The sequence below is a fragment of the Dietzia papillomatosis NBRC 105045 genome, assembly GCF_001570845.1.
Lineage (GTDB): Bacteria > Actinomycetota > Actinomycetes > Mycobacteriales > Mycobacteriaceae > Dietzia > Dietzia cinnamea.
In genome coordinates, this window is the sequence record NZ_BCSL01000013.1 from 23,050 (window position 1) to 40,946 (window position 17,897).

The 17,897-nt window shown below is 72.0% G+C and carries 17 protein-coding genes; 10 read left to right on the forward strand and 7 right to left on the reverse strand.

The annotated features are described in order from the left end of the window. Positions 1-7 precede the first annotated feature (7 nt). On the reverse strand, positions 8-490 hold the full coding sequence (dut, locus tag DPA01S_RS06335) for a dUTP diphosphatase (RefSeq protein WP_061229548.1): 483 nt from the start codon (positions 488-490) through the stop codon (positions 8-10). Positions 491-541: 51 nt separating this feature from the next. Between dut and DPA01S_RS06340 the strand changes: the two genes are divergently transcribed. Beyond that, on the forward strand, positions 542-1,048 hold the full coding sequence (locus tag DPA01S_RS06340) for a DUF3093 domain-containing protein (RefSeq protein WP_061229549.1): 507 nt from the start codon (positions 542-544) through the stop codon (positions 1,046-1,048). Between the two features lie 25 nt (positions 1,049-1,073). On the opposite strand, the gene DPA01S_RS06345 is transcribed toward DPA01S_RS06340, so the two are convergent. Continuing rightward, positions 1,074-1,376 (reverse strand): DUF4193 domain-containing protein, encoded by a 303-nt coding sequence (locus DPA01S_RS06345; RefSeq protein ID WP_061229550.1) that lies wholly within the window; start codon positions 1,374-1,376, stop codon positions 1,074-1,076. A gap of 202 nt (positions 1,377-1,578) precedes the next feature. On the opposite strand from DPA01S_RS06345, the gene cei reads away from it, so the two are divergent. Beyond that, positions 1,579-2,217, forward strand: a complete 639-nt coding sequence (cei, locus tag DPA01S_RS06350) for an envelope integrity protein Cei (protein WP_061229551.1) — start codon at positions 1,579-1,581, stop codon at positions 2,215-2,217. On the opposite strand, the gene DPA01S_RS06355 is transcribed toward cei, so the two are convergent. After that, the gene (locus tag DPA01S_RS06355) at positions 2,207-3,142 is read right to left on the reverse strand and encodes an inositol monophosphatase family protein (protein ID WP_007628748.1); all 936 of its coding nucleotides are present in this window, start codon (positions 3,140-3,142) and stop codon (positions 2,207-2,209) included. The genes cei and DPA01S_RS06355 overlap by 11 nt on opposite strands. A gap of 198 nt (positions 3,143-3,340) precedes the next feature. On the opposite strand from DPA01S_RS06355, the gene ppgK reads away from it, so the two are divergent. Beyond that, the gene (gene ppgK / locus DPA01S_RS06360; RefSeq protein WP_061229552.1) at positions 3,341-4,186 is read left to right on the forward strand and encodes a polyphosphate--glucose phosphotransferase; all 846 of its coding nucleotides are present in this window, start codon (positions 3,341-3,343) and stop codon (positions 4,184-4,186) included. A gap of 114 nt (positions 4,187-4,300) precedes the next feature. After that, positions 4,301-5,764: an RNA polymerase sigma factor gene (locus DPA01S_RS06365; RefSeq protein WP_198150716.1), complete on the forward strand. Its 1,464-nt coding sequence runs from the start codon at positions 4,301-4,303 to the stop codon at positions 5,762-5,764. A 155-nt stretch (positions 5,765-5,919) separates the two neighbouring features. On the opposite strand, the gene DPA01S_RS06370 is transcribed toward DPA01S_RS06365, so the two are convergent. Both DPA01S_RS06370 and DPA01S_RS06375 read right to left on the reverse strand, forming a co-directional pair. Next, the gene (locus tag DPA01S_RS06370) at positions 5,920-7,758 is read right to left on the reverse strand and encodes a DEAD/DEAH box helicase (protein WP_153038667.1); all 1,839 of its coding nucleotides are present in this window, start codon (positions 7,756-7,758) and stop codon (positions 5,920-5,922) included. Next, on the reverse strand, positions 7,751-7,996 hold the full coding sequence (locus DPA01S_RS06375; RefSeq protein WP_007628744.1) for a DUF3039 domain-containing protein: 246 nt from the start codon (positions 7,994-7,996) through the stop codon (positions 7,751-7,753). Before DPA01S_RS06375 ends, DPA01S_RS06370 begins: the two co-directional genes overlap by 8 nt. 58 nt (positions 7,997-8,054) lie before the next feature. Here DPA01S_RS06375 and DPA01S_RS17265 point away from each other — a divergent pair, with 58 nt between their 5' ends. The 4 genes from DPA01S_RS17265 to DPA01S_RS06395 all read left to right on the forward strand — a co-directional run bounded on the left by DPA01S_RS17265 (position 8,055) and on the right by DPA01S_RS06395 (position 11,817). Continuing rightward, positions 8,055-8,639, forward strand: a complete 585-nt coding sequence (locus DPA01S_RS17265) for a DUF3099 domain-containing protein (RefSeq protein WP_082767697.1) — start codon at positions 8,055-8,057, stop codon at positions 8,637-8,639. Then, positions 8,636-10,231 (forward strand): DUF7782 domain-containing protein, encoded by a 1,596-nt coding sequence (locus DPA01S_RS06385; RefSeq protein ID WP_061228812.1) that lies wholly within the window; start codon positions 8,636-8,638, stop codon positions 10,229-10,231. Before DPA01S_RS17265 ends, DPA01S_RS06385 begins: the two co-directional genes overlap by 4 nt. Next, positions 10,228-10,665, forward strand: coding sequence for a D-aminoacyl-tRNA deacylase (gene dtd / locus DPA01S_RS06390; protein WP_061228813.1), 438 nt, complete (start codon positions 10,228-10,230; stop codon positions 10,663-10,665). The genes DPA01S_RS06385 and dtd overlap by 4 nt, the downstream gene beginning before the upstream one ends. A gap of 183 nt (positions 10,666-10,848) precedes the next feature. Then, positions 10,849-11,817: a sigma-70 family RNA polymerase sigma factor gene (locus DPA01S_RS06395; RefSeq protein WP_061228814.1), complete on the forward strand. Its 969-nt coding sequence runs from the start codon at positions 10,849-10,851 to the stop codon at positions 11,815-11,817. A 124-nt stretch (positions 11,818-11,941) separates the two neighbouring features. On the opposite strand, the gene DPA01S_RS06400 is transcribed toward DPA01S_RS06395, so the two are convergent. After that, entirely contained in the window at positions 11,942-14,710 is a 2,769-nt protein-coding gene (locus DPA01S_RS06400; protein WP_061228815.1) for a bifunctional acetate--CoA ligase family protein/GNAT family N-acetyltransferase, read from the reverse strand. A 46-nt stretch (positions 14,711-14,756) separates the two neighbouring features. Next, a complete protein-coding gene (locus tag DPA01S_RS06405) occupies positions 14,757-15,989 on the reverse strand; it encodes an acetoin utilization protein AcuC (protein ID WP_061228846.1) in 1,233 nt (410 codons plus the stop codon). 223 nt (positions 15,990-16,212) lie between these two features. On the opposite strand from DPA01S_RS06405, the gene DPA01S_RS06410 reads away from it, so the two are divergent. Together DPA01S_RS06410 and galE are read left to right on the forward strand one after the other, a co-directional pair. Next, entirely contained in the window at positions 16,213-16,902 is a 690-nt protein-coding gene (locus DPA01S_RS06410; RefSeq protein WP_007627547.1) for an iron-dependent transcriptional repressor DtxR, read from the forward strand. Continuing rightward, the gene (gene galE / locus DPA01S_RS06415) at positions 16,899-17,879 is read left to right on the forward strand and encodes a UDP-glucose 4-epimerase GalE (RefSeq protein ID WP_007627545.1); all 981 of its coding nucleotides are present in this window, start codon (positions 16,899-16,901) and stop codon (positions 17,877-17,879) included. The genes DPA01S_RS06410 and galE overlap by 4 nt, the downstream gene beginning before the upstream one ends. Positions 17,880-17,897: the final 18 nt, after the last annotated feature.

Below are 17,897 nucleotides of genomic sequence, written 5' to 3' on the forward strand. Positions count from 1 at the left end.
CGGCCGGTCAGCTCAGGCGGTGGTGGCCCCCGGTCGAGCCGTGGCCGCCGTCCCCGCGGTCGGTCTCGTCGAGATCATCGACCTCCACGACGTCCCACAACTCGACCCGCTGGACGAGGAGCTGTGCGATCCGGTCACCGCGCGCGATACGGACGGGTTCGGCCGGATCGAGGTTGATGAGGTTCACCTTGATCTCCCCCCGGTATCCCGCGTCGACGGTCCCGGGTGCGTTGACGATGGACAGTCCCGCCCGTGCCGCCAGGCCGGACCGTGGGTGCACGAGGCCCACGTACCCGACGGGCAACGCGATGGCGACTCCCGTCGGCATGAGGACACGGTGTCCGGGTGTCAGGTCGCAGTCCTCCGCGGCGTGGAGATCGATCCCGGCGTCCGCCGCGTGCGCCCGGACAGGCAGCGGGAGTCCACTGTCCAGCCGTCGTATCCGGAGCACCTCGCCGGTACCGCTCACCCCGGCCGATCCGCTCACCATGCCGCCGCCCTCCTGCCGGGCGTCGCCCGGTTGCTCGATAGTCTTGATGTCGTGTCCGACGAAGATCTCCGCCCCCCACCCGATCGCGCGCCGCGCCCCGTCCACTCCGAGACGCTGCGGGTCCCGGTGTGGTGGTGGCTCCTGCTCGCCGCGGTCACCGTCGTGGCGGTCGTCCTGGCCTTCACGGCCGGCGCACGCTGGTGGATGTGGCTACTCGTCATCGTGGTCCCCGCCCTGCTCGCCTGGCTGTTCGTCTCGCTCGGCCGCGAGAGGATCGAGGTCGAATCCGACGGTCAGGGCGGAGGGACACTGTACGCGGGCCGCGCGCGCCTGCCGTTCGACGCGATCGCCCGCAGCGCGGTCGTTCCCGCGACGGCGAAGCAGGCGGCGATGGGACGGCAGCTGGACCCGGAGGCGTTCGTCGTCCACCGCGGGTACATCCCGACCATGGTGATCGTGGTCCTCGACGACCCTCTGGACCCCACGCCGTACTGGCTCATCAGCACGCGCGACCCCGAGGGGCTCGCGGCGGCGCTGCCGGACAACCACTACAGCTGACCGGCGGCGCCGCCGCGCGCGGTGCTCAGCCCGCGCAGTCCATGCAGATGGCCATGCCGTCGCGCTCCTCGGCGAAGCGGCTGCGGTGGTGCACCAGGAAGCACTCGCCGCACGTGAACTCGTTGTCCTGCTCCGGCACAACCCGCACCGTGAGCTCCTCGCCGGACAGGTCGGCACCCGGCAGTTCGTAGGACTCGGCGGTGTCCGTCTCGTCGACGTCGACCTCGCCGGTGGCTCCCTCCGCGCGCCGTGCCTTGAGCTCCTCCAGCGAATCGCCGGTGAGCTCGTCTGCCTCGGTGCGGCGGGGAGCGTCGTAGTCGGTTGCCATGAGTCTCTTTTCTGGGTCTGTGTGGGGGGGTGCCCGATTCGGCGGTGGACCGACCGGCGCACGCATAGTAACGGAATCTCCCGCCTTTTTCATCCAGCGGTCACGTCCGTGTTCCGGGCGGGATCGCCTGCGCCCGACGTTTACAGTGGAGGGCCGGGTCCCATCGGGGACCGCAGCCCGTTCACCTGCAGGAAAGGCCCTCATGGTCGTCCATCTCAGCACCCAGGCGACACCGAGCCCGACCCCCGCGCGGGGGTCGACCCGCCTGCGCTCGCCCTACGTCCTGTTCGTGGTCGTGGTGCTCGTCCTCGGTGCGCTCGTCTGGGCCGCGGCACTGCGCGGAGACGACGCCGCCACCCAGGCCGTCGCCTGCCCGCTCCCGCCGGCGGCCGAGGAGGCGGGCCTCGAGGAGGAGTCCGTGGACGCCCTCGATCAGGTCGCGCCGGCGCTGCTCGCCGACACCCGCATCCGGGTGCTCAACGCGAACGGCCAGAGCGGGCAGGCCGGTGCGGTCGCCGCCGAGCTGGCCGAGCGCGGATTCCAACCGGCGGGCTCGGACGCGATCGGCAACGACCCGGTCTACGGGCAGGCCCTCGAGTGCCACGGTCAGATCCGCTACGGCGAGGCGGGCCGGGCCGCCGCCCGCTCGCTCTCCCTCGCCGCGCCGTGCATGCAGCTGGTGACCGACGGCCGCACCGACGGCACCGTCGACCTGGCGCTCGGCACGACGTTCTCCCGCCTGTCCGATTCCACCGCCGCCGTCGGCGCGCTCGACGAGCTCAAAGTGGGTCGCCAGCCCATCTCCTCCGAGCTCGACGCCGCGCGCGCCGTCAGCTGCTGAGCCGTCCGGTCGCGCCCGCGAGCGCGGAGAGGAACTCCGGCGCCACGCCGGGCGTGGCGCCGGTGGTGGGCACGGCGTCGTCCTCCGACACCGCCACCACCGCCCCGGCCTCGGCCGCGATCAGCGCGCCCGCCGCGTGGTCCCAGTATTTGAGCCCGCGCTCGTAGTAGGCGTCCAGCCGGCCGGTGGCCAACATGCACAGATCCAACGCCGCAGACCCGCACCGGCGGATGTCACGGACCCGCGGGAGCAACTCGGCCACCACGCGGCCCTGCTCCGCCCGGATCCCCGCGTCGTAGGCGAACCCGGTTCCGACCAGGGCGAGCGACAGGTCCGCGCAGTCCGACACGCGCAGCGCCGTCGTGGTGCCGTCCGCCTCCCTCAGGGCCGCGCCCCGGCCCGAGCCCCCGCTCCAGGTCTCCCGCGTGACGATATTGTGGACCGCCCCCGCGACCACGACGCCGTCCACCTCGGCGGCCACCGACACCGCCGTGAACGGGATCCCGTACAGCAGGTTGACCGTCCCGTCGACGGGGTCGACGACCCACCGGACCCGCGGCTCGCGCGCACCGGCGATGTCCCCGTCCGTCGGCACGCCCCCCGGATCGCCCGGGGTCTCGTGCGTGTCGTGCGCGACCTCCCCGCCCTCCTCGCCGAGGACCGTGCCGCCCGGGCGGGCGGCCGCGATCTCCCGCCGCAGGTGCTCCTCCACCGAGGTGTCGATGACGGTCACCGGATCGGTCTCCGACGACTTGGACCGCGAGCCCAGCCCCTGCGAACCCGGCCCCCGCGAGTCGAACTCGGCCAGCATCCGCCGGGCCACGTCACCGCCCGACACCGCCACCCTCTCGGCCAGCTCCCGTAACCCGTCGACGAACTCCGGGCCGGTCCGGCCGGCCTCCTCTGCTGCTCCGCTGGACGTCATGTGCCCCTCCTCGTCGTCGTCGTACCCCTCCGGGGCCCGTACTCGGACCCGCCGGACGGGCGCGGCGGTGAACCCGCCCCGGGGCCCGCCGGACCGATACGCTGGCCCGCGGGCGCCCGACGCCCATCGTGCCCCGACGGCCCGGGCACCTGACAACCGACGCCGTGCCCCGCACGGTCCACCCCACGGGAGCCCCACATGTCCAGCCCCTCGCCCCTCTCCGCCGTCCCGCCGACGGAGACGCCGACCGGACTCGGCGTGGACGTCGGCGGCACCGGCGTCAAGGTGGGGCTCGTCGACCTCGCGCGCGGGGAACTCATCGGCGACCGGCTCGTCCGCCCCACGCCCCAGCCCGCCACCCCCGACGCCGTCGCCGCGCTCATCCGCGAGATGGTCGCCGAATTCGACTGGCGCGGCCCGGTGGGCGTCGCCCTCCCGAGCGTCATCCACGAGGGCGTGGCGCGCATCGCGCACAACATCGACCACTCCTGGATCGGCTGCGACGTCGTCGACCTCTTCGACCGGCACCTACCGGGCCGCACCGTCCTCATGCTCAACGACGCCGACGCCGCCGGCCTCACCGAGGTCCACTACGGCGCCGGTGAGGGCGTCGACGGGCTGGTCATCCTGCTGACGTTCGGCACCGGCATCGGCTCAGCCCTCCTGCTGGACGGCAGGTTGCTACCCAACACCGAGTTCGGCCACCTGATGGTCGAGGACATCGCCGGGCGCGGTTTCGACGAGGCCGAGCACCTGGCCTCCGCCTCCGTCCGCGCCCGCGACGGACTGAGCTTCGAGGAATGGGCCCCGCACGTGTCCAACGTGCTGCGCGCCATCGAGGACCTCCTCTGGCCCCGCGCCTTCGTCCTCGGGGGAGGTGTCAGCGAGGCCGCCGACCAGTGGTTCCCCCTGCTCGAGAACCGCACCCCCGTCCGCGCGGCCGTCCGGCGTGGCGACGCCGGGATCATCGGCGCGGCGCTCTACGCCGCAGGTCACTCGGGGGTGCTCGACCTCGGCCGGGTCCTGCCCGACGTGGGCGTCTGACCCGGGCTAACTCCGCCGGATGCAACCCCCCGGACAGAATCTCGTTACAATGGCGCAGGCCGGGAACACGTACCGGCCGGGGACGGGCCCGGTACCGCAAGGCGGACGGCTCGCATGTCTGCAGACCAGGCGGCATCGATCCCCGATTCCCATCGAGTAACCGGTTGTGAAGGGGCGTTTGTGGCAGCCACGAAGACCACCAATTCGGATTCCGCGGCGAGCGGCGATCCGTCGGCCACCGAGGTCACTGGCGAGGCCCCCGCCAAGAAGACCGCCGCGCGCAAGGCGCCCGCGAAGAAGACGGCGGCCAAGAAGACCGCCGCGCGCAAGGCGCCCGCGAAGAAGACGGCGGCCAAGAAGACCGCCGCCAAGAAGACCGCGGCCAAGAAGACGGCCGCCAAGAAGACCGCCTCCCCCGCGGGCGCCGACGTGGTCGAGGACGACCAGTTGGAGGACGCCGGGGATTCTATCGAGGTCGAGCCCGACACGTCCGAGCTCGAAGACGTCGAGGTGGATGTCGAGAGCGTCGAAGACGAGCAGGCCGACGAGGAGACCAAGGCGGAGCCCAGCGCCAAGGACAAGGCGTCGGGCGACTTCGTCTGGGACGAGGACGAGTCCGAGGCCCTCCGCCAGGCCCGCAAGGACGCCGAGCTCACCGCCTCCGCCGACTCCGTCCGCGCCTATCTCAAGCAGATCGGCAAGGTCGCCCTCCTCAACGCCGAGGAGGAGGTCGAGCTCGCCAAGCGCATCGAGGCCGGCCTATACGCCACCTGGTACATGGCACAGGTCATCGAGCGCGGCGAGAAGCTCACCACCGCGCAGCGCCGCGACTTCAAGTGGATCGAGCGGGACGGTGTGCGCGCCAAGAACCACCTCCTCGAGGCCAACCTCCGCCTCGTCGTGTCGCTGGCCAAGCGCTACACCGGCCGCGGCATGGCGTTCTTGGACCTCATCCAGGAGGGCAACCTCGGCCTCATCCGCGCCGTCGAGAAGTTCGACTACACCAAGGGCTACAAGTTCTCCACGTACGCCACGTGGTGGATCCGTCAGGCCATCACCCGCGCGATGGCCGACCAGGCCCGCACCATCCGCATCCCGGTGCACATGGTCGAGGTCATCAACAAGCTCGGCCGCATCCAGCGCGAGCTGCTCCAGGACCTGGGCCGCGAGCCCACCCCGGAGGAGCTGGCCAAGGAGATGGACATCACCCCGGAGAAGGTGCTGGAGATCCAGCAGTACGCCCGGGAGCCCATCTCGCTGGACCAGACCATCGGCGACGAGGGCGACTCGCAGCTCGGCGACTTCATCGAAGACTCCGAGGCCGTGGTGGCCGTGGACGCCGTGAGCTTCACCCTGCTGCAGGACCAGCTCCGCTCCGTGCTCGACACGCTCTCCGAGCGTGAGGCCGGCGTCGTCCGGTTGCGCTTCGGCCTCACCGACGGTCTGCCGCGCACGCTCGACGAGATCGGCCAGGTCTACGGGGTCACCCGTGAGCGCATCCGTCAGATCGAGTCCAAGACCATGTCCAAGCTGCGGCACCCGTCGCGCTCGCAGGTCCTGCGGGACTACCTGGACTGACTGGACTGACAAGACCGCTGCAGCGGGCCTTCGCCGGACGACCGGCGGGGGCCCGTTCTCGTCTGTGCGGACCGGCTCAGGTGTGCCTTCCGTGTACACCGCCCTCTGCCATCGCGCGTCCTCCGGCGCGGCACCCGACCCCGGAGTAGGGGCGTTCACCAGCTGCGGAGCAGGCTGATCCGTTCCCGGATCTGCTCGGCGGAGGCCATCGGCACGGGCGGGCCACCACACGCGTTGCGCAGCTGGGTGTGGATCGCGCCGTGCGACTTGCCCAGCCGGCCTGAGTACACCGACACGAGGGTGTTGAGCTGGCGTCGCAGGTCCTTGAGTTCGGCGGCGGAGGCCACCCGGTCCGCGGCGGCCCCGGCATGGGCACCGGGCCCGGCCGCGTTCCCGGGAAGCGTCGTGCCTGCCACCGACGGGTCGGAGCCCACGACGGCGACCGCGCCGGGTCCGGAGGAAGACTCCGCGGACGCCCGCTTGATCTGCTCCTTCTCCCGCTGCCGCAGGAGCGCCTTGACGTCGTCGGCTCCCAGCAGTCCGGGCAGGCCGATATAGTCGGCCTCCTCCTCGCTGCCGGCGAAGGTCGCGGTCCCGTAGGAGGACCCTTCGTACACGATCTGGTCGAGTTCCGCGTCGGCGCCGAGGGAGATGTAACCTCGGTCCTCCTCGTCCTCGGTGTTCTCGTCCTGCTGCTGGTTCGCCTGGGCGAGGAGCTGGTCCTCCAGCCCCTCCTCCCGGTGTGGCTTGCCCAGGACGTGGTCGCGCTGGGCCTCCATCTGCGAGGCCAGCTGCAGGAGTACAGGCACGGACGGCAGGAACACCGAGGCGGTCTCCCCCGGCCGGCGGGAGCGCACGAAACGGCCGATGGCCTGGGCGAAGTACAGGGGCGTGGAGGCGCTGGTGGCGTAGACGCCCACGCACAGCCGGGGGACGTCGACGCCCTCGGACACCATCCGCACGGCGACCATCCACTCGTCGGTCGAGTCGGAGAAGGTGCCGATCCGGCTGGAGGCCGTGGGGTCGTCGGACAGGACGAGCGTCGGCGGCGTGCCCGTGATCTCGGTGAGCAGCGCCGCGTAGTCGCGCGCGCGTTCCTGGTCGGTCGCGATCACCAGGCCGCCGGCGTCGGGCACCCCGCCCGCACGGATCTGCCGCAGGCGCGTGTGGGCGGCCTGCAGGACGGCCGGCATCCAGTCGCCGTGGGGGTCCAGCGCGACGCGCCAGGCGCGGGACATCTGGTCGGCGCTCAGGGGCTCGCCGAGGCGGGCCGAGAACTCCTCCCCGGCGTTGCTCCGCCAGCGGGCCTCGCCCGAGTAGGCGAGGAAGACGACCGGCCGGACGACGCCGTCGGCCAGGGCGTCGGCGTAGCCGTACGAGTGGTCGGCCTTGGAGCGCTGGTGCCCCTGCCCGTCGGGTTCGTAGGTGACGAACGGGATCGGGCTGTCGTCGGAACGGAAGGGGGTACCCGTCAGCGACAGGCGCCGCTCGGCGTCCTCGAACGCCTCGCGGATCGCGTCACCCCAGCTCTTCGCGTCGCCGCCGTGGTGGATCTCGTCGAGGATCACCAGTGTCCGCCTCGAGGCGGTGCGTTCGCGGTGTTTGAATGGGTGCGCGGCCACCTGGGCGTACGTCACCACCACCCCGTGGTACTCGGGAGCCAGGGCGCCCGAGGAGTTGGAGTGCTCGGGGTCGAGCGCGATGCCGGATCGCGCGGCTGACGCAGCCCACTGGTACTTGAGGTGCTCGGTGGGGGCGACGACGGTGATGGCGTCGACTGTGCGGTCGGCGAGGAGCTCGGAGGCGACCCGCAGACCGAAGGTCGTCTTACCGGCGCCCGGCGTTGCCACGGCCAGGAAGTCCTTCGGCCGCGCCATGAGGTACTTGCGCAGAGCGGTCCGCTGCCAGGCGCGCAGCGAACCACCCCCGGCGGGGCGGGGGGCGGATTCTGCGGTCGTCTCGTCTGGGCCCGGGACCGCGCCGGGGTCACTCACCAGGCTTCAGAGTCTCGTAGACGCGCTTGCACTCCGGGCACACCGGCGAGCCGGGCTTGGCGGAGCGGGTGACCGGGAAGACCTCACCACACAGGGCGATCACATAGGTGCCCATGACCGCGCTCTCCGCGATCTTGCTCTTGTCCACGTAGTGGAAGAACTTGGGCGCGTCGTCCTGCGTCTCCTCGGTCGTGGTGACCTCGGGGCGCTCGAGTGTCTTGGTCCGGGTGGTGCTCACCCCCTCATGATGCCGCACCCGGGCGTCGCCGCGCCAACGCCGGAGTACCTTGGGCCCCATGGCACCCGACTTCCGCCGTCATCGATCCGGCGAACGGGACGACACCTCGAGCCCCGTGCTCATCACGGGCGCGCGTGAGTCCTACAGGGACGAGCTCGCGGCCCGGAAGAAGCGCTACTTCGTGCTGATGAGCGTGCGGATCCCCGCGCTGCTCCTGGCCGCGGGGTCGCTCGCCCTCTGGAACAACCCGTGGATCGCGTTGGCGATCGTGGCGGGGTCCATCCCGATCCCGTGGATCGCCGTCATCGGGGCCAACGACCGACCGCCCCTGCCCAAAGGGCAGGCCCGGAAGTACACCGCCGGGAGCCTGCCCTCGAACGCCCCCTACGCGTTGCCGTCCAGCCTCACCGGCGCCGCGGGCGGCTCCGGTCCGGATGCCGACACCGGGGGCCGCCGCGCGATCGGCCCGCCGCCGGGTGCGACCGGCCAGGACGGCGGCCCCCACGGCCGGACCGAACGTGGGCCCGATTCGACCCGGACCGACAGCGCCCCCCACGACCGGACCGACCCCGGGCCCGACTCCCCCGGCTCCGGGTCACCCCGCAGCCACCCCACCCCCGACGAGAGCGACTCCGACCAGTGACGAGCCCGCCCCCTACCCTCGCCGATCTCGCGCCCGCGCTCGCGGACGCCTTCCGCCGGCACGACTACACGGTCGAGGGCCTCGAGCGCAGGCTCGGGCCGGAGGCGGTCGCGGCGCTGGGCAGGTCGGACGCCGCGACGGTGCGCCGATACGCGTGCTCGGCAGGTCCGGCCGGGCTGCTGGTGCGCCTGTTCGCGCTGGGTGATCCGCTGCCGACGTCCGCGGTGACGGACGCGCTCCCCGGCGTCGAGCCGCGCGCAGGCGTGGACGCCGGCCTGTGGGAGCCGGCCGACGGCGGTGCGGCACTGCGCGCGGTGGTCGACCTGCGCCCGGTGGACACCGGCCACGGGACGCGGTGGGTGTTCGCGGATCCCGACGGGTCGATGGTGCGGACCGTCACCCGGCCGGACCACGTGCTGGGGGTCGGCCAGGCGACGCTCTCGCTGCTGCGGGTCACGCCCACCTCGCCGACCGGGTCGGTTCTGGACGTGGGCACCGGGTGCGGCATCCAGATGGTCCACGCGTTGGACACCGCCGGATCCGCCACCGGGACCGACATCACCCCGCGGTGCCTCGAACTGGCCGCCGCGACGCTGGCGATCAACGACCTGCGGGCCGAGCTACTGCGGGGCTCGTGGTTCGAGCCGGTGGCGGGCCGTCGATTCGACCGGATCGTCGCCAATCCCCCGTTCGTGGTGGGGCCGCCGGAGACCGGGCATTCGTACCGCGAGTCGGGCCTGGCGCTCGATGGTGCGAGTCGGACGGTGGTGTCCGGCGCCGCCGACCATCTGGCGGACGGCGGGACGGCCGTCATGTTGGCGTCCTGGGTGGAGCGCGAGGACACCGATTGGCGGAGCCGGGTGGCGTCGTGGGTGCCGTCCGAGGGCGTGGACGCCTGGATCCTCCGCCGGGACGTCTCCGAGCCGGGACTGTATGTGTGGACGTGGCTCACGGACGAGGGCATGGATCCGCGGGACGAGTCCACGTGGCGGGCGACGGACCGCTGGCTGGACCACTTCGAGGCCGAGGACGTCGCCGGGGTCGGGTTCGGCTACGTGTATCTCCGCCGCGTCGAGGGACCGTCGTCGGTGTTGTGCGAGGACCTCACCCATCCGTTCGGCGAAGGCCTCGGGGACGAGGCGGAGGCGTATTTCGCGCGCACCGCGTGGCTGCGCGCGGCCGCCGGGCGCCACGGCGGGCAGGACCGCGCACTGGACGCGACCGTGTTCACGGTCTCGCCCGACGTCCACCTGCACGTCTCGGAATCCCTCGCACCGACCGACCCGGAGGGGGCGGGCGCGCCGGGCGCGTCGACCGTGGTGGTGGAGCGCGTGACCGGCGCCCGCTGGCGCCACGAGATCGACCCTCTCACCGCGGCGGTGCTGAAGGGCGCCCGGACAGGCGCGCTTCCGTTGGAGGACCTGGTGGTGCTCGCCGCGGCCGGCGCCGGTGAGGATCCGGACGAGCTGGCCGCACCCGTCCGACGGGTGATCGCGGACCTGTTCGTGCACGGGTTCGTGGTGCCGGTCGGTGTGCCGGGCCTCCTGCCGCCGGGGGCCGTCGCCGCCGCGCCCGGGGGGCCGCGCGGGTGAGGGCGGTCATCTCGCGCGTCACCGAGGCGTCGGTGACCGTCGACGGAGAGCTCGTCGGGTCATTGTCGGCGCCCGGCCTCCTGGTATTGCTGGGGGTCTCGAACGACGACGACGAGGCGGACGTCGCGACGATGGTCCGCAAGATCTCGGAACTCCGGATCCTGCGGGAGGAGCGCAGCGTCGCGGAGGTGGGCGCCCCGGTGTTGGTCGTCAGTCAGTTCACGCTGATGGGCTCGACCGCCAAGGGCAGGCGACCGTCGTGGGCGAGGGCGGCTCCCGGGGACAGGGCCGAGCCCGTGGTCCGGGCGGTGGTGGCCGGTCTGCGTGAGCGGGGACTCGAGGTGTCCACGGGCGTGTTCGGCGCGATGATGCAGGTCCACTCCGTCAACGACGGCCCGTTCACGGTGTTGGTGGAGACGCCGGGCTCGGCCTGAGCCGCCGACGCGGCAGGGTGACGGCCTTTACGGCACGGTCCGTGACCGAAATCATCGGTCGGGGAACATTGCCGGCACCCCCGTCGTTGTAGGTGTACGTGACCGTGACCCGGGCACGCGCCTGATCCGTCCACCAGCAACCGAACGCCGGCCTCGTCACAAGGCCAGGCAGGAGGAGGAGACATGACGTCAGCCATCACCCGATCGGACCGTCGGACGGAGGCGGATCCGGAAGGCCAGAGCCCGAGCGCTGACCTGGTCCGTGTCTACCTCAACGGGATCGGCAAGACGGCTCTGTTGAACGCCGAGGACGAGGTGGAGCTGTCCAAGCGGATCGAGGCCGGTCTCTATGCCAAGCACCTGTTGGAGACCAAGAAGCGTCTCGGCCCGGTGAAGAAGGCGGATCTCAAGACGATCGTCGCCGAGGGCGAGGCCGCCCGCGCCCACCTCCTCGAGGCCAACCTGCGTCTGGTGGTCTCGCTGGCCAAGCGCTACACGGGCCGGGGGATGCCGCTGCTGGATCTCATCCAGGAGGGCAACCTGGGCCTGATCCGTGCGATGGAGAAGTTCGACTACGCCAAGGGCTTCAAGTTCTCGACCTACGCCACGTGGTGGATCCGCCAGGCCATCACGCGCGGCATGGCCGACCAGTCGCGCACGATCCGTCTCCCGGTCCACCTGGTCGAGCAGGTCAACAAGCTCGCGCGCATCAAGCGTGAGCTGCACCAGCAGCTGGGCCGCGAGGCCACACTCGAGGAACTGGCCGAGGAGTCGGGGATCCCCGCTCACAAGATCGAGGAGCTCCTCGACCACTCGCGCGACCCGGTGAGCCTGGACATGCCGGTCGGCGCGGACGAGGAGGCCCCGCTCGGCGATTTCATCGAGGACGCCGAGGCCACCAGCGCCGAGAACACGGTGGTGTCCAACGTCATGCACTCGGACGTGCGCGCCGTGCTGGCCACTCTCGAGGAGCGTGAGCAGCAGGTCATCACCCTGCGGTTCGGGCTCGACGACGGGCAGCCCCGCACCCTCGACCAGATCGGCAAGCGCTTCGGCCTGTCCCGTGAGCGCGTCCGCCAGATCGAGCGTGAGGTCATGGCCAAGCTCCGTGAGGGCCGTCGCGCCGACAAGCTGCGGTCCTACGCGGTCTGATCCTCCCCGACCCCGGTCACACTCCGGCGGCCCCGCCCACGAAGGGCGGGGCCGCCGCTCGTCTGTGCCGGTGCCCGCGTGGTCGTCGCCGCGGCCACCGGGCACCGGGCACCGGGCACCGGCGTCAGCGGAGCCTGCGGGGCCCCTCGTTCCCGCTGAAGCGGGGCGGCGGACCGAGCCGCACAGTGGCGTAGAGCACGGAGAGCCCGTCGGGTGCGGCCAGTCCGGGGTCGATCGCCAGGCGGCGCAGTTCGGGGACGTCCTCCACCAGACATGACACCCGCCCCATGAGTTCCACAAGTGCGTCGCGGTCGACCGGCGCGTCCCCCGCGTAGCCGTCGAGGATCGGCGCCGCCCGCGGTCTGCCGAGGAGCGCCGACGCCTCGGAGGGGGAGATGGGCAGTGTGCTGAACGCCCGGTCGGCGAGCAGGTCGGAGAGCATCCCGGACAGTCCGAACGAGATCAACGAGCCGAAGATCGGGTGGTCCGCGACGCGGATGGTCACCGCGACGCCCTTCGTGGCCATCTTCTGCACGTGCAGCGACCGCGACCCGGTCGTGGACTGGAGCAACGCGAAGGCGTGCCGCACCGCCGCGGAGTCGGCGAGGTCGAGGCGGACCCCCGACTGGTCGCTGCGGGTGCGCCACCGGTCACTCATCGCCTTGACCGCTACCGGGTAGCCCAGCTCGTCGGCCGCCATCACGGCCTGATCGACGTCGGTGACGACGCGGTAGTCGACGATGTCGATCCCGTAGCACTCGAGCAGGGCCCGGACCTGGCCCTGCGTGAGCTCGAACGACTCGGTCCCGGCGTGGAGCTGGGACAGCGAGTCCACGAGCTCGCGGGCCCGAGCGCGGTCGATATCGGAGTATTCGGCGGGCTCCTCGGCCGGCCGGTCGAGCCACTCGGCGTACCGCCGGGCCCGCACGAGCGCCGACACCGCGCGTTCCGGGTAGGGGTAGGACGGGATCGAACCGCGGGCCGCCACGCCCGACTCGTCCGTCACGGTCAACCCCTCGGGCAGGCCCTCGCCGGCGAGGAACGTACTCACCACCGGCTTGGCGCTCTCCGCCGCCGCCGCGCGGATCGCCTCGGCATAAGAGTCCGGATCCGTGGCGACCGGCGGGACGAACACCGTGAGAACCGAGTCGACCTCGTCTCGCGCGAGCGCGTCCGCGATGGCCTCGCGGAACTGTTCGGGCGACGCCCCGGCACCCAGGTCCACGGCGTGGGAGACGGTGAACCCCTGCTGGCGGGCGGAGTCCGCGCCGAGCCTGCCGACGGCCGAGGAGTTGCCCACGATCCCCAGGCGGCCGCCGGTGGGCAGCGGTTGGTAGGCGAGCAGGGTGGCGGTGTCGAACATGTCGGTGATGGAGTCCACCTGGATGAGGCCGGAGTCGCGGAACAGTCCCCCGATCGCGTTCGCGGTAAGCCCCTCCACGCCGGACTCCAGGTCGTCCACGGCCCGCCGCACGACCACGACCGGCTTGTTGCGGGCCACGCGCCGCGCGATCCGCGAGAACTTGCGGGCGTTACCGAAGCTTTCAAGGTAGAGCAGGACCACCTCGGTCGAGGTGTCCGTGTCCCAGTACTGCAGCAGGTCGTTACCGGACACGTCCGCGCGGTTGCCGGCGGAGACGAACGTCGACAGCCCGAGCCCGCGCCGCGCCGCGGCGGCGAGGATCGCGATGCCGAGCGCACCGGACTGGCAGAAGAATCCGGCCCGGCCCGGGCCGGGGACGACCTCGGCCAGCGTGGCGTTGAGCTTGACGTCGGCGGAGGTGTTGATCACACCGAGCGCGTTGGGGCCGACGACGCGCATCCCGTGCGCCCTGGCCTCGCTGACCAGTCGTCGCTCCGAGACGACTCCCGCGCTCCCCACGTCGGAGAACCCGGCGGAGATGACGACGAGCGTCGACACCTCCTTGGACAGGCAGTCGTCGAGGACCTCCGACATCGAGGCGGCGGGCACGGCGACGACGGCGAGGTCGACAGGATCCGGGATGTGCCGGACGCTCGCGTACGCGCGGACCGACTGCACCGAGGTGGCGTCCGAGTTGACGGGGTAGACGGGGCCGGCGAACCCGTTGCCGATGAGGTTGCGCATGACGGTGTGGCCGATCTTGCCCACCTGGTCGGACGCGCCGATCACGGCGACCGATCCCGGGTTCAGCACCCGCGCCAGGCTCCGGGCCTCCGCCGCGGCCTCCCGCGAGTTCCGGACGTTCGTCAGCGCCTCGGTGGGATCGATGGCGAACTCGAGGTGCAGCGTGGAGCCGTCGAAGGACCGTGAGATCTCGTACCCGGCTCGGCGGAACACCTGGATCATCGACCGGTTCTCGGAGAGGACCTCAGCCTCGAAGTGGTCGATCCCGCACTCGGCCGCCGCGCCGGCCAGGTGCTCGAGGAAGATCGAGCCCAGCCCCCGGCCCTGGTGCTGATCGGAGATCGTGAAGGCGACCTCCGCGAACGTGGAGTCCGGCAGCCGTTCGTAGATCGCCATCCCGATGATCTCCGCGCCCAACTCGGCGACGAACGCCATCCGGTCGCGGTAGTCGACGTGGGTCATCCGCCGTAGTTCCCGATCGCTCAGGACGTCCCGGGATCCGAAATAGCGCAGGTAACGGGTGCGTTCGGACAGGCTGGTGTGGAAGCGGGCGATCTTCTCGGCGTCGTTGGGCAGGATCGGGCGGATCCGCACCGCCCGGCCGTCCGAGCCGAGGACGTCCGCGGCCCACTCGTGCGGGTAGCCCTCGGGGTACTCGTCGACCGAGGTGTCGGTCGAGGCGTGCTCGGGCGGATCGACCGCGGGGGGCGGATCGCCCGGACGCCCGCCGGGTTCCGGGGTCTCGGTTGCGGTGGGGCCGGTCGCGGGGTCGCCGGGGTGCGCCATGGGGTCCTCCAATGCGAGGTCGTGCCGGACGGGGCTCGAGAAGCGGTCAGTCCCGGGGGTCGTCGGGATCGAGCCCCAGCAGGGGGTAGACCGTGCGACGGGTGTCGAGGATCGACTGGTCCAGCCGGGCCAGCGAGCGGTCCATCTCGACCCCGCGGTCGGCGCCCGCCGGCTCCCACGGTGCGAACGTCGGCATCTCGCCGTCGCCCATCACCTTCGGGACCCGATCGGGAACGGTGAGCCGACCGGCGGCGGACCGCCACCCCTCCGGGATCGCCGTGCCCGGGTCGACCGGCGCCCCGAGAACCGCCGCGATGAGGTGGGTCCACGAGCGCGGGACCACCCGCACCAGCTCGTAGCCACCGCCGCCGACCGCGATGAGGCGCCCCTCGCAGAGCTCGTCGGCCAGGGCGATGACGTCAAGGTATGAACGCCGGTGTCCGTCGACGGTCAACGACAGATCGGCGAGGGGGTCCTCGCGGTGCGAGTCGCACCCCGCCTGCAGGACGATGATCTGCGGTTCGAACGCGCGCAGGACGCCCGGGACCACGGCGTGGAAACCGCGGAGCCAGAGGTCGTCGGTGACCGCGGGCAGGAACGCGAGGTTGACGGCCGTGCCCTCCGCGCGGCCCACGCCGGCCTCGGACGCCCAGCCCGTCGACGGCCAGAGGGTCGCGGGGTGCTGGTGCAGTGAGACCGTGAGGACGCGGGGATCCTCGTAGAACGCGGTCTGGACGCCGTCGCCGTGGTGGACGTCGAGGTCGACGTAGGCGATGCGGTCGAAACCGTTGTCCAGCAGCCAGCTGATCGCCACGGCCGCGTCGTTGTACACGCAGAATCCGGCGGCGGCCGCGGGCATCGCGTGATGCATCCCGCCGGCGACGGAGACCGCGCGCGTCGCGGCCCCGCTGGCCACCGCGCGGGCGGCCGTCAGCGTGCCGCCGGCGACCGCCGCGCTGGCCTCGTGCATCGCCGGGAACGTCGGGTTGTCGGCCGTGCCCAGACCGTGGCTCATCCCGACGTGCTCCCCCGGCGACAGGTCGCCGGCCGCCTTCACGGCGTCGATGTAGCGCGAGGTGTGCACCCGCAGCAGCTCGTCGTCACCGGCCGTGCCGGGATCGAGCAACTCCACCCCCTGCAGCACGCCGAGTTCGGTGGCCAGCGACATGGTCAGGTCGAGGCGCCTCGGACTCATGGGGTGATCGGCGGAGTGTCGGTACTCGAGCAGCGACGGGCTCCACACCACCTTCGCCTCGACGCCGTCCGCGATCCCGGCCATGGCCACCGCCCTCTCGTCGGACCGGGTCTCTCCCGGCCCGCGCACCCCGCCAGATCCGTGGGGTACATCACCTCAACAATCTACGCGGCGACGACGGGGGCGGCCGATGAACGTCGGCTCCCCACCCCGGTCGGTGGCCCGACGGTAGTCTCGGTGTGAGAACCCGGTCGGTGTCGTCACCCACCGGGATGTCGATTCGAATCCAGACGTGGAGGACTGCAGCGTGAAGGACCTGGTGGACACCACCGAGATGTACCTCCGCACCATCTACGAACTCGAGGAGGAGGGCGTGATCCCGCTGCGGGCGCGGATCGCGGAGCGCCTCGAGCAGAGCGGCCCGACCGTGAGCCAGACGGTGGCCCGGATGGAGCGCGACGGGCTGGTGCTCGTCGCACCCGACCGGCACCTCCAGCTCACCGCCACCGGGCGCGAGCTCGCGGTGGACGTGATGCGCAAGCACCGCCTGGCCGAGCGGCTCCTGGTGGACGTGATCGGGCTCGAGCTCGAGAAGGTCCACGCCGAGGCGTGCCGGTGGGAGCACGTGATGAGCGACGACGTCGAACGGCGTCTCATCGAGGTGCTCGACGACCCCCGGACGTCGCCCTACGGCAATCCGATCCCCGGTCTGGACCGCATCGGCTACGCCGAGTCGACGCTCGACCACGGCGACCACGTCCGGCTATCCGCGCTGCCCACCGACACACCGCACACCGTGCGCATCCGGGCGATCGGCGAGAACGTGCAGATCGACACGGACCTGATCTCCGAGTTCCGCGCCGCCGGCGTGGAGCCGCTCAAGACCGTCACCGCGACCCGCCGCGGGCACCTCGTCGAACTCGACTCGGGGGACGGCCGCACCGTCGAACTCGACGGCGACCACGCCCACGCCATCCAGGTCGAGATCCTGTCGTGAAACTCCTCGTCACCGGCGGGGCCGGGTACGTCGGCGGAGTGTGCGCCACCGTCCTCATCGAGCGCGGGCACGAGGTGGTGATCCTCGACGACCTGTCCACCGGTAACCGGGACGGCGTCCCCGAGGGGGCGACCTTCCTCGAGGGTGACGTCGCCGCCCGCGCGGGCGAGGTCCTCGACCCGTCCTTCGACGGCGTGCTGCACTTCGCCGCGCGCTCGCTCGTCGGCGAGTCCGTCGAGAAGCCCGAGGAGTACTGGCAGGGCAACGTGGTCACGTCGCTGGCCCTGTTGGACGCCATGCGGGCGGCCGGTGTCGGGAACCTCGTGTTCTCCTCCACCGCGGCCACCTACGGCGAGCCCGAGCAGGTGCCCATCACCGAGGACATGCCCACCCGGCCGACCAACACCTACGGGGCGACCAAGCTGGCGATCGACCACGCCATCACCTCGTACGCGGTCGCGCACGGACTCGCCGCGACCAGCCTGCGCTACTTCAACGTCGCCGGCGCCTACCACGGCGCGGGTGAGAACCGGGTCGTGGAGACCCACCTCATCCCGCTGGTGCTCCAGGTCGCCCTGGGTCACCGGGACCACATCAAGGTCTTCGGCGACGACTGGCCCACCCCCGACGGCACCTGCATCCGCGACTACATCCACGTCGCGGACCTCGCGGACGCCCACCTGCTGGCCCTGGAGTCCAACGCCCCGGGGGTCCACCGTGTGCTCAATCTCGGCAGCGGCGAGGGATTCTCCGTCCGCGAGGTGATCGACGTGTGCCGCGAGGTCACCGGGCACCCGATCCCGGACGTCGTCGCCCCCCGGCGCGCCGGCGACCCCGCGGTCCTCGTGGCCTCGAGCGCCCGGGCGATCGCCGAGCTCGGTTGGAACCCCACCCGGACGGACCTGCGCACGGTGGTCGAGGACGCCTGGGCGTTCACCGGGGCGCTCGGCGACCGCGCCCACTCGGCCCCCCGCTGACGGGCGGCCTCCCGCCGC